The sequence below is a fragment of the Pseudoalteromonas sp. TB51 genome (genome assembly GCF_000498055.1).
In the GTDB taxonomy this organism is placed as follows: Bacteria; Pseudomonadota; Gammaproteobacteria; order Enterobacterales; family Alteromonadaceae; genus Pseudoalteromonas; species Pseudoalteromonas atlantica.
In genome coordinates, this window is the sequence record NZ_AUTO01000291.1 from 39698 (window position 1) to 51643 (window position 11946).

Consider the following 11946-nt stretch of genomic DNA (forward strand, 5'->3'; position numbering starts at 1 on the left):
GTTAGCATTACGCCAATGCTAACGTGTGGCACTTGTCAGTGTTACAACGTTTAATACCAATTCGCAATAATACTCAATCATTTTGCGGGGCTAAATGTGTCGCTACCTGCGTTAAAAAATGCTCATTTACGACTGCATGGATGCAGAAGGTAGAGCAATACAGGAGCAATTGCCGAGAACGACTAAATAGCGATTTTTTGCCTAGCTATCAACACGTTTTCCTAGCCTTAAAATTGATCACTTAATTAGGCTGATTGGTATAAAATAAAAAAACTAACTTGCTTAAAAAACCTTAAAAAGTATATTGGTTGTAGCCAATAGCTTCCTAAATCATTACACGGGAAATGAAGGTATTACGTACTTAGCAAGGCTAAATACAGTAGCAAGTTAGAGTAAATTCTTAGAGCCTTAATAATATCGTTATTAAGGTGTAATAAATAGGACAATTGTCCGAAGAGCATATTGATGTTTCAATACCATTTTTCTAGTTACCTTGTTGAACAATTACTCACTTTTGCAGGGAGTAGCTATCAACAATCAAAAAAAGAAGTGCTGATCCACCAAGATCAACCACTCAGTAAACTTGTGCTGGTGCGCAGCGGTACTATTTCATTTAGTTATGACGTAGGTAACGGACGCCGCCTATTATTAGGCCAATTAGATTGCAACAACACCCTAATTGGTGAAATAGAAGCACTAAACAATAACCCATGTATTTATACGGTCACCTGTTTTAGCGATGTAACCTATAATTTAATAGAGCTTCGCCACTGGCGAGCATTACTACTCGAAAAGCCAGAGCTGAGCTTATACACCGCGCAAACCATTGCGGCTAAATTTCAAGAAAACCAAAAAATTAATTTAGATAAGTTACTGCTGCCTTTAAGCTACAACATAGCTAAAGACTGCTTACTACGCGCCGAGAACAATAACCCAACGCTACTGCGCGCATACCCAACCGTTAATGCCGAAGCAGAGCGCTTTGCAACCACTGAGCGAGCTTATCGCCGCGTAGTTACCGAACTTGTTGAAAAAGGCTTAGTGCAGCGCAGCTCCCATGGGCTAAAAGCGGTCGATACACAAAGTTTAAGTGACTATGTAGACAGTTTTGCGCAGCTATAAAAAAATCAGACACAAAAAAAGGCCGTAATGGCCTTTTTTAGTTTTTGTGGTATTTATTAGCACTGCGCTATAGCAGCAATTTATTTAAAACGAGTACACAAACACGCCCCCGCGCAAATAAACTCCTACTTAACGCTTAGGCAATTACTTATCTAATAAAATATCTTGGATATTTACTAAATCAGACTTACCTTCAATTATTTCATCTGGCGTTAAACCTGATAACTCATGCGGGAACACTAACCACTCTTCAGACTCATGAATAAAGTAATCTGGCACCATCTCTACTTTTGAGTTTTTAGGCTTATAGTACGGACATGCCACACGAATATCGCGTGGTAAGTTTAAGCGCATAAGCTCAGAAAGCTTTTCTTTTAGTGCAAATATACTGCGGCCAGAATCAAACACATCATCAACAATAAGCAGTGAGTCACCGGCATTGGCGTTTTCTACAATGTAGTGTAGGCCGTGTACTTTTATTTCTTTAGATTGCTTGCCAATACCGTAATAAGACGACGTACGCACCGCAATGTGATCAGTCTCAATGCCTTTGTAATCGTAGTATTCTTGCACAGCAATACCAATAGGTGCACCACCTCGCCAAATACCAATTATAAAGTCTGGACGAAAGCCATCTTTATAAACTTGTGCCGCTACGCGGAATGAATCTTCAAGTAGCTGTTGAGCTGTGATGTAGCACTTATCTGACATAGTTTAGAACCCCAGTGGTGAGTATAACATTTGAGTGTAGGCACTTTAGCCAATAATTAAACACCCAAACAGGTATTGGCGAAGGATTTTACCGTAAATAAAAATAAATTGCTTGCCTGCAAATAGCAAAATAGGCACCAATTGGTGCCTATTTTATGTATTAAACGCCTAGTTACGTACTATTAAGCTTTTTCTAACAATGTACGTGCCACTGTGCGCATACCTTGCGTAGTTGCACCTGCAGCCCATTGGCTAGTGCTACCCATATTAAATGCTGCAGCTAAATCAATGTGTACCCAACCTTTACCATCGTTTGGTACAAAGCGAGATAAAAAGCCTGCTGCATTTGATGCGCCGCCGTAACCGCCACCTTTTTGAGCGCGGCTATTTGCCGTATCAGCATATGGAGATGGGCAGTTTTGCTGGTGCCATTTTTCAAGCGGAAGAGGCCATGCAGCTTCCATTTCTTGCGATGCAAAGTCTTCTACTTCGCGTACCAGCTCTTTATCAAGGGCAAATAATGCGTTGTACTCTTGACCTACAGCAACGAGTGCAGCACCGGTTAGTGTTGCCGCATCTATAATTAGCTCTGCGCCAGTTTCGCCTGCAGCCATTAGACCATCAGCAAGCACTAAACGCCCTTCAGCATCGGTGTTTACAATTTCAACGGTTGTGCCATTTTTGTAGGTTAAAATATCACCTAGTTTGTAAGCGTGGCCCGAAATTAAGTTCTCTGCACAGCATAAAAACAGCTTAATGCGCTTTTCTATACCGCGGTTAATAGCCAGTGCTAAACCCGCTGTTACCGTTGCCGCGCCACCCATGTCGCACTTCATTCCTAGCATACCTTCGCTAGATTTAATTGAGTAACCACCAGAGTCAAACGTAATACCTTTACCTACAAGCGCTGCGCTTACCGGCGCGTTTTCATCGCCTGTTGGGTTGTAATCAAGCTCAAGTAAAACAGGTGGACGCTCAGAGCCACGGCCCACAGCATGAATACCAATCCACTGTTGCTCTAATAACGCATCGCCTTTAATAATTTGGTAGCTTACGTGTTCAGGCGCTAACGATTGAATAAATTCGGCGGCTTTTTCAGCAAGGCTTTCAGGGTAAATGTCATCGGCTGTACCGTTTACCATTTCTCGTGCCCACGTAGCTGAGGCTTTTAAATGCGCAAGCTCGTTTAGATCTGACTGTGCGTTATCAACAAATTCAACACCATGTAATGATTTAGGTGTTACAAAACCTTGGTAAAAAGCCCATTGGCTTTCTGTGCACCATGTATCGCCCGCAAGCTCAACCTGTTTAACACCTTGGCTTGCAATTGTTCGCGCCGCTTTTTGAACATTTTTTAATGTTTCTTGCTCAGATAAATGAACCGTTGCGCCTTGCTCGTTAAAAGACAACGCCGCGTTTTCGCCCCAATGGCTTGGCGCTGCTTGCTCGCTTAGTTGAACAATAAATTTTTCACTCATGTTAGAATACCCTTACACTTAAATGTGCCACCGAGTTTACTATAGTGAGTACAAGTTCCCAACAGCTTGAGATAAATAACATAAACCAACGCATCTGCAGCGTTTAGCATTGGAATTTAAATGAAATACACCCCAGCTTTACAGCCCGCCACGTTATTAAAACGCTATAAACGCTTTTTAGCCGACCTCCAACTTAACGATGGAGCTGAATTTACCGCCCACTGCGCCAACACCGGTAAAATGACAGGTTGCGCAGAGCCTGGCTTTAGCGCTTTTTATTCAACCAGCGATAACAGTAAACGAAAATACCCCCAGTCGTTAGAGCTCACTCAAAACTCCCTCTCGCAGTTAATATGTGTTAATACCGCCGTGGCGAATAAAGTGGTCGAAGAGGCTATCAACAACCAGGTTATTACAGAGCTTAACGGCTATGAGCAGCTTCAAAGTGAAGTAAAATACGGCAGNCAGCCGTATCGACTTTTTACTCACCGGCGACAATAAACCCGCTTGCTATGTAGAGGTAAAGTCAGTCACCTTGTTAAGTGAAAGCGCGCCACAAAGTGGGCAAGGCTACTTTCCGGATGCGCAAACCGTGCGTGGGCAAAAACACATTCGCGAATTAATAGAAATGATCGAACAAGGCCACCGCGCAGTATTACTGTTCGCTGTTTTGCACCAAGGTATTAATACGGTGAGTGCAGCAAGCCACATAGATAAAAAATACAGCGACTTATTAAACCTCGCGATTAAAAAAGGCGTGGAGGTATACGCTTATAAGGCATCTATTTCGCCAAGTGAAGTAACGCTTAGTGAGAAAGTGGCCTTTAAATAAAAAATTTAACTTGCTTTTAAACTTTATGCCCATATAACTAGGCAAGTTTAAATACCGAAATAACGATTAATAAAGCATCAAAATCAAAATATGAGCCTTTTTAGTCAACACACTGGTTGAAGCTAATTCGATTAATTAAAAAATAAATTTGCCTAGGGTATAAGATTCTGCTATTTATACCGCCGGCTAATGCTGAGGCATTAAATTAAGGATTTAGGAGAGAGTTATGCCAGACCAACAAAGACATGGTTTATTGGCTCAAGCCGGTTTAGAACCATACCAAGAAAAGCCGGGCGAAGAGTATATGAATGAAGCACAACGTGCTCATTTTAAAGCGATTTTAGAAGCGTGGCGTAACGACTTACGTAATGAAGTTGACCGCACAAAATCGCATATGCAAGACGAAGCTGCCAACTTTCCTGATCCAGTTGACCGCGCTGCGCAAGAAGAAGAGTTCTCTTTAGAACTTCGTACTCGCGACCGCGAACGTAAACTGATCAAAAAAATTGAAAAAACAATTATCTTAATTAAAGAAGATGATTTTGGCTTTTGTGAGTCATGCGGAATCGAAATTGGTATTCGTCGTTTAGAGGCGCGTCCAACTGCAGATTTATGCGTAGACTGTAAAACCCTTGCAGAAATTAAAGAAAAACAAGCTGGGCGCGGTTAATTAAAATTAGTTAACTATGTCTCCTACAGCCGTTACCACGCCAAAGCGTGACTATCGCGGTCGATTTGCACCGTCTCCTTCTGGGCCACTTCACTTTGGCTCACTTGTGGCGGCTGTGGGCAGCTACCTTGATGCTAAAGTAAATCAGGGTAAATGGTTAGTGCGCATTGAAGATATAGACACCACCCGCGTGGTGAAAAATGCCGACACCCATATTCTAAATACCTTACAAGCCTACGGCCTTTACTGGGACGAATCCGTTGTTTATCAAACTCAGCGCCTACCTCTTTATCAAGAGGTAACAAACAAGCTGATCCACCAACAATGTGTATATGGTTGTCGCTGTTCTCGCAAACAAATAAAAGCCATGGGTGGCATTTACCAAGGTCACTGCAAAACGCTTAACTTATCAACAGAGCAAGGCGCACTTCGTCTTAGCCAACAGCACCCAACATGCCATTTTAACGATTTGATTCAAGGCGATATTACTGTAAATAGTGCATTAGCCCATGAAGATTACATAATAAAGCGCAGTGACGGATTATTTGCCTACCAACTAGTGGTGGTTATTGATGACATTGAGCAAGGTATTAATCGTGTGGTACGTGGCGCCGATTTAATCGAGCCTACAGCAAGGCAAATCAGTTTATTTAAACAGCTTAATGCGCCCATCCCCCAATACGCACATTTACCCCTTGTGGTGGCCGAGCCTGGTTTTAAACTCTCTAAACAAAATTATGCGCCCGCTATTAGCACAAACAATCCAAAGCCCGCGCTTATTGATGCGTTTGAATTTTTAAACTTACCTGTGTATAGCCAATTGAATGATTTGTCTGTGGAGCAATTAATGGTGTGGGCTATTAACGAATTTAGCTTAACAGCGGTGCCAAACATACCCGAAATTCAAATTTCGCAAGGTCAGCATCCAAACAGCACTAAATTTACGCATTTAAGTAAATAAAAAACTTAAAAACGGCTTAATTTCAGTCCATCAACTTAATTTTTATACCGCGCTGGTATATGATAGCCGCCTAAATAGAGGCTATTTACAATAAATACAAAGCACCGCACTATAATACCTAATTTATGTGCTTTTTGATTGCGATGACCAGCCAATCATCATTTCTGTAGGAGACAGATTATTATTTCCAAGCTTTTTCAATTTTGCAGGCAAATAATCGGCCCAAATGCCGATGTGCAAAGCACTCAAACAAGTGATGAACCGGTTGTTGTAACACGCGGCGAACATGGTATTTCACGTAAACAATTTAGCCCAAATGCAATCAAAGTACTTTACCGTTTAAAAGACGGTGGTTACGACGCTTACCTTGTAGGTGGTTGTATTCGCGATATATTGTTAGGTCAACAACCAAAAGACTTTGACGTTGTTACCAATGCCACCCCAGAGCAAGTAAAAAAACTATTTAGAAATTGCCGCCTAATTGGCCGTCGTTTTCGCTTAGCACATATTGTTTTTGGTCGCGAAATTATAGAAGTAGCCACCATGCGCGGGCACCACGAAGCGCAAGAAGACAAAAACCAAATTAGCCAATCAAGCGAGCACGGGCAGTTACTGCGCGATAACGTGTTTGGTAGCATTGAAGAAGACGCCGAGCGCCGTGATTTTTCTATCAACGCGCTGTATTACTCTATTAACGATTTTTGTATATACGATTACGCCAATGGCTTAGCGGCCATACAAGCAAAACAAATTGAGTTAATTGGCGACCCAGAAACACGCTACCGCGAAGACCCTGTACGTATGCTACGTGCGGTACGCTTTGCAACTAAGCTTGATATGAGCATAGCGCCAAAAAGCGAAAAGCCAATTACTGCGCTTGCCAGCCTACTTGATAACATACCGCCAGCGCGTTTATTTGAAGAAGTTCTAAAGCTGTTTTTAAACGGCAAAGCCGAAGCTAACTATTTAATGCTACGCCAATACGGCTTGTTTAAGTCGTTATTCCCGGTGCTTGATAAAATTTTAGATAAAAACCCTGACGGCTTAGAAGCGGCGTTTATTCAACAAATGTTTCAAAACACCGATAAACGCATTAATGCAGATAAAAAAGTAACGCCTGCGTTTATATTTGCTGCTTTAATGTGGTTTCCGCTGCTTGAGCGCACAACTAAAATTAAACAACAAGAACAGCTATCTTACTTTGATGCCTTTGCTCAAGCCATGAATAAAGTTCTGAGCGAAAATGCCCAGCATATAGCAGTACCTAAACGCTTTACCTTAGGCGCACGCGACATTTGGCATATACAGCAACGTTTAGATAAACGTGCCGGCCAACGCGCTTACAGACTTACCCAGCAGCCACGATTTAAAGCCGCTTATGACTTTTTATTATTACGTGTTGATGCCGGTGAGCACCAACATAGTGAGCTTGCCCAGTGGTGGACACAATACTTGAGCCTAGATATTAATGGCCAAAAAGAAATGGTAAAAAACCTGGGCCACCAAGGTGGGCCTAAACCACGTAAACGTCCGCGCCGCCGCACCACTAAAAAGCCAGCCGAGTAATTGCATGCAGTGTGTATATTTGGGTTTAGGTGCCAACCTAAACTCACCCAAAGAGCAGCTTGATAACGCCGTTTGTGCGCTTAAAAAGCTGCCTCATTGTGAATTTATAAGTGTATCGCATTACTATGCAAGCAAACCAATGGGCCCACAAGATCAACCCGACTATGTAAATGCCGTAGCGTGTATTAAAACCGCGCTTGAACCTGAGCAATTACTTGATTTAACTCAAGCCATAGAGCTTGAACATGGACGGGTAAGAAAAGCCGAACGTTGGGGGCCGCGTACGCTCGATATAGATACCTTACTGTTTGGTCAGCAAGTGATTAATACCCAGCGCTTAACTGTGCCACATTATGGCCTGTGCGAACGTGAGTTTGTAGTTTACCCTTTACTTGAGCTTGCCCCAGAACTGATTTTACCAAGCGGCATTGCATTAAAAACCATTGCGCAAGACTTACCGCTCAACGACTTACAACAATTACCTCTGTAATTAACCAAGGCTTATGCCTGCGAGGATATTATGTCTAAAATAACCGTTTCTACTTTAAATAAAATGAAAGCAGAAAATAACAAAATCACCGCATTAACCGCTTACGATGCCAGTTTTGCTAAGTTATTTCATGATAACGGTGTGGACGTTATTTTAGTTGGCGACTCTTTGGGCATGGTGCTGCAAGGTGGCGACGATACCCTAGCCGTAACCAATCAAGATATAGCCTATCATACCCGCTGTGTACGCGGTGGCAGCCGTGAGCTTTTTGTAATAGCCGATATGCCCTTTATGAGCTATTCAAACGTTAGCGACACCTGTAAAAATGCAGCAGAGTTAATGCGTGCAGGCGCTAATATGGTAAAACTTGAAGGCGGTGAATGGCTTTACGACAGCATTAAAAGTTTAACGCAGCAAGGTATTCCTGTTTGCGGCCATTTAGGATTAACGCCGCAATCAGTACACGTATTTGGTGGCTTTAAAATTCAAGGCCGCGAAGACGACAAAGCGCAAAAAATGATTGATGATGCAAAAGCACTAGAAGCCGCAGGCGCCCAATTATTAGTGCTTGAGTGTATCCCAAGTGTTCTCGCTAAACGCATTACCGATGCCGTCACCATTCCTACCATAGGTATTGGCGCAGGTAATGTAACNGGATGGTCAAATACTGGTAATGCACGACTTAGTCGGTATTTCGGCAGGATACATTCCTAAATTTTCTAAAAACTTTTTACTGGAAACTGGCAACATGCCAGATGCAGTTAAAAAATATTGTACAGACGTTAAAAGTGGCGCGTTTCCAAGCGCCGAACATGAGTTTAAATAATGCAGTCAATTACTGAAATTAAATCATTACGTAGTCAAATTAAAGCTTGGCGCCAAGCAGGTTTAAGCGTGGCTTTAGTGCCAACCATGGGCAACTTGCACCGCGGCCACTTTTCATTGGTTGAAAAGGCAAAAACAATGGCCGATAAGGTGGTTGTGAGTATTTTTGTCAACCCAATGCAATTTGGTGCCAACGAAGACTTAGATAGCTACCCACGTACATTAAACGAAGACAAACAAGGCTTAGCCGACTTAAATACCGATATTGTGTTTACCCCAAGCGTAGACACCATTTACCCAAATGGCCTTGGTGAGCAAAGCTTTGTAGATGTACCAGGCGTATCTATGGGGTATTGTGGCGGCACGCGCCCAGGACACTTTAGAGGTGTTGCCACAGTAGTGACTAAGTTATTTAATTTAGTACAACCAGATTATGCATGCTTTGGCGAAAAAGACTTTCAACAGCTGCAAGTGATTAAAACCATGGTACGCGATTTATCAATTCCGGTTGAAATTGTTGGTGTACCGACCATGCGTGAAGTTTCAGGCCTAGCTATGAGCTCGCGAAATGGCTATTTATCTGCAGAGCAAAAAGCCACGGCCACCGCATTATTTAAAACACTAAACAGCTGCGCTGAGCAGCTCAAAGCAGGTAATACCGATTACAAAGCACTTGAGCAAAGCGCACAGCTTAGTTTAGAGCAAGCCGGCTTAAAGCCAGATTATTTTGAGATAGCTCAACGAGATACATTAAAAGCTGCTACACTTGATGATACACAACTTGTTATTTTAGCTGCCGCCTTTTTAGGCAATGTTAGATTAATCGACAACTTACAAGTTGAGATTTAACAAAAGCGCAGTTCAACGTTAAGGATAAGCATGCAAACATTTATTAAAACGAGTGCCCTCGCCCTTTCATTTTCATTGTTAGCAGCTTGCCAAAATCAAGTGAAAAACCCTGAGTTAAACCAATGCGCACAACAAAACTATCAGTGCGAAAATAGTTGCGATCAGCAATCGATTGACAAAGGTTTAAAACAGCAAGTGTGCTCTGCCAAATGTGTAGAGAGCTATAATCAGTGTAAAGCACAAGCGCAAAAGCTGACTGATCTGTAATCGCTTTTAGTAAGTTAGTCTGTTTTACGCTTTAAAGTTTTACACACAAAAAAACCGCTCATTGAGCGGTTTTTTTATTGGTTGGGCTTAAATTATAAACCTAACTTTTTAAGCTCTGCTTCTACTAACTTAGCAGATAGTGGTACGTAACCATCTTTTTCAACGATTTTTTGACCGTCTTTAGAAAGTACCATTTTTAAGAACTCAGCTTCAATTGGTGAAAGCGGCTTATTAGGGTGCTTGTTCACGTAAACGTATAAGAAACGAGAAAGTGGGTATTTACCTTTAGCAACATTATCAAGCGTTGCATCTACGTAGTTAGTGCCTTTTTTAGATAAAGGAACCGTACGTACACCCGACGTTTTGTAACCAATGCCTGAGTAACCAATCGCGTTTAATGAAGATGAGATTGACTGTACAACAGAGGCTGAACCTGGTTGCTCATTTACGTTGTTACGGAAGTCACCTTTACACAGCGCTTTCTTTTTAAAGTAACCGTAAGTACCTGATACAGAGTTACGTCCGTATAATTGAATGTCTTTTGCAGCCCAGTCGCCCGTTAGGCCAACATCGCTCCAGCGGTTAACTTGCTCAGACGCACCACATTTACGAGTAGATGAAAAAATAGCATCTACTTGGTCAATACGTAAGCCTTCAATTGGGTTATCTTTGTGTACAAATACCGCTAATGCATCAATCGCTACACGCACTTCTGTAGGCTTGTAACCGTAGCGTTTTTCGAACGCTTCGATTTCTTTTGATTTCATTTTACGGCTCATAGGACCCATGTTAGAGGTGCCTTCGGTAAGCGCTGGTGGAGCAGTAGACGAACCTGCCGCTTGAATTTGAATATTTACATTTGGGTAAATACGTTTGTACTCTTCAGCCCAAAAAGTCATCATGTTAGCTAAAGTATCAGAGCCTACAGATGAAAAGTTACCTGAAACGCCGTTAATTTTTTGATATTCAGGAATTGCGTCGTCAAGAGCAACAGCCTGTGCAGATACTAATGTTGTAACAGCCACACCCATTGCGGCAACTAAGTTTTTAAATTTCATGCGGGGTTCTCCGATTTGTTCGTCCCATTTCCTAACTGTTGTCTACTGTAAAGTGAGTAGATGACAGTTACATTACTCTTAAATGACACTTTTATGACTTTGCTTTTTATTGCCTTTAAGTTGCTAAGTTAACGAGCTTATCCTTTGAAAAGTCGAAAGAAAAACACGAGCCTTTACCAAGCTCACTGCTTATATTTAATTTACTATCGTGACGTGTAAGCACATGTTTAGTAATTGCTAGGCCTAAACCTGAACCACCGGTTGTGCGGCTCCTTGCTTTATCTACGCGGTAAAAGCGCTCAGTTAAACGATTTATATGCTCTGGTGCAATACCATCGCCATTATCATTTACACTAAAGTGCGCAAGCCCCTCTTTGCGCTGCCAAGTAACAACAATTTTTCCGCCCGCTTTAGTGTAATGTATAGCGTTAAACACTAAATTAGAAAACGCACTGCGTAGCTCATCTTCAGAGCCTTTAATATCAAGCTCATTATCTATATCAAAAATAAGCTCATGGCCTTTGTCTTGGTTTATAGACTGCGCTTCGGTTTTAATGTAGTTAAGCATTTGCGGCACATTTATGGCTTTGTCGTTGTCTTGCCTGCGCGCCCCTTCAATACGCGAAAGAGATAAAAGCTGATTAACTAAGCTGTCCATACGCTTACATTGCTCAAGCATGGTATTTTGCGCTTTATTCCACATTGCAGGCGGTGGCATCATATCGCCATCCATCATCTCAAGGTAGCCAGTAACAACCGTAAGCGGCGTGCGCAGCTCATGCGATACATTGGCAACAAAGTCTTTGCGCATTTGCTCTAGCTGCTTTAAGCGTGTTACATCACGTACTACCACCATAAGCTGCGTGTTGGCATACGGCATTACCCTAAATTCAAGCACTTGGTCAACAATATGCCCGTTATCAAGCTCTAATGGCTCTTCAAATTCACCGCGCAGCATGTACTTGGCAAATTTAGGTTCACGTATTAGGTTATCTAGGCGCTGGCCATGATCGGTCGGCCATTGTAGCCCCAATACTTTAAGTGCAAGTTGGTTACACCAAACAATGCTTAAATCACTTTGCAACACCACTACGGCATCGGGTACGGCTTCAGCTCC

The 11946-nt window shown here is 42.2% G+C and carries 11 protein-coding genes and 2 pseudogenes; 9 read left to right on the forward strand and 4 right to left on the reverse strand.

Going from position 1 to position 11946, the window contains the following annotated elements:
- Positions 1-465 precede the first annotated feature (465 nt).
- A complete protein-coding gene (locus L650_RS0117475) occupies positions 466-1122 on the forward strand; it encodes a Crp/Fnr family transcriptional regulator (RefSeq protein WP_004586096.1) in 657 nt (218 codons plus the stop codon).
- Between the two features lie 144 nt (positions 1123-1266).
- Here L650_RS0117475 and L650_RS0117480 read toward each other — a convergent pair whose 3' ends face one another.
- Both L650_RS0117480 and pepB read right to left on the reverse strand, forming a co-directional pair.
- Positions 1267-1833 carry a phosphoribosyltransferase gene (locus L650_RS0117480; protein WP_004586095.1) on the reverse strand — a complete coding sequence of 189 codons (567 nt, stop codon included), beginning with the start codon at positions 1831-1833 and terminating at the stop codon, positions 1267-1269.
- A gap of 182 nt (positions 1834-2015) precedes the next feature.
- The gene (gene pepB, locus L650_RS0117490) at positions 2016-3311 is read right to left on the reverse strand and encodes an aminopeptidase PepB (RefSeq protein ID WP_029773908.1); all 1296 of its coding nucleotides are present in this window, start codon (positions 3309-3311) and stop codon (positions 2016-2018) included.
- A gap of 120 nt (positions 3312-3431) precedes the next feature.
- Between pepB and sfsA the strand changes: the two are divergent.
- The 8 genes and pseudogenes from sfsA to L650_RS0117530 all read left to right on the forward strand — a co-directional run bounded on the left by sfsA (position 3432) and on the right by L650_RS0117530 (position 9771).
- Positions 3432-4143, forward strand: a pseudogene (gene sfsA, locus L650_RS0117495) (DNA/RNA nuclease SfsA).
- A 226-nt stretch (positions 4144-4369) separates the two neighbouring features.
- On the forward strand, positions 4370-4813 hold the full coding sequence (gene dksA / locus L650_RS0117500) for an RNA polymerase-binding protein DksA (RefSeq protein WP_004586092.1): 444 nt from the start codon (positions 4370-4372) through the stop codon (positions 4811-4813).
- 16 nt (positions 4814-4829) lie between these two features.
- The gene (gene gluQRS / locus L650_RS0117505; RefSeq protein ID WP_029773909.1) at positions 4830-5774 is read left to right on the forward strand and encodes a tRNA glutamyl-Q(34) synthetase GluQRS; all 945 of its coding nucleotides are present in this window, start codon (positions 4830-4832) and stop codon (positions 5772-5774) included.
- Positions 5775-6008: 234 nt separating this feature from the next.
- Entirely contained in the window at positions 6009-7340 is a 1332-nt protein-coding gene (gene pcnB / locus L650_RS0117510) for a polynucleotide adenylyltransferase PcnB (RefSeq protein ID WP_004586090.1), read from the forward strand.
- A 4-nt stretch (positions 7341-7344) separates the two neighbouring features.
- Positions 7345-7830 (forward strand): 2-amino-4-hydroxy-6-hydroxymethyldihydropteridine diphosphokinase, encoded by a 486-nt coding sequence (gene folK, locus L650_RS0117515; protein WP_029773910.1) that lies wholly within the window; start codon positions 7345-7347, stop codon positions 7828-7830.
- 30 nt (positions 7831-7860) lie between these two features.
- Positions 7861-8656, forward strand: a pseudogene (gene panB, locus L650_RS0117520) (3-methyl-2-oxobutanoate hydroxymethyltransferase).
- Positions 8656-9504, forward strand: a complete 849-nt coding sequence (panC, locus tag L650_RS0117525) for a pantoate--beta-alanine ligase (protein ID WP_004586087.1) — start codon at positions 8656-8658, stop codon at positions 9502-9504. The pseudogene panB and the gene panC overlap by 1 nt, the downstream one beginning before the upstream one ends.
- A gap of 30 nt (positions 9505-9534) precedes the next feature.
- Positions 9535-9771 carry a hypothetical protein gene (locus L650_RS0117530; protein ID WP_024033192.1) on the forward strand — a complete coding sequence of 79 codons (237 nt, stop codon included), beginning with the start codon at positions 9535-9537 and terminating at the stop codon, positions 9769-9771.
- Positions 9772-9863: 92 nt separating this feature from the next.
- Here L650_RS0117530 and L650_RS0117535 read toward each other — a convergent pair whose 3' ends face one another.
- Positions 9864-10829: a PstS family phosphate ABC transporter substrate-binding protein gene (locus L650_RS0117535; RefSeq protein ID WP_004586085.1), complete on the reverse strand. Its 966-nt coding sequence runs from the start codon at positions 10827-10829 to the stop codon at positions 9864-9866.
- A gap of 115 nt (positions 10830-10944) precedes the next feature.
- Positions 10945-11946: phosphate regulon sensor histidine kinase PhoR (gene phoR, locus L650_RS0117540; RefSeq protein WP_029773911.1), on the reverse strand; the 1002-nt coding region annotated here is incomplete at its 5' end.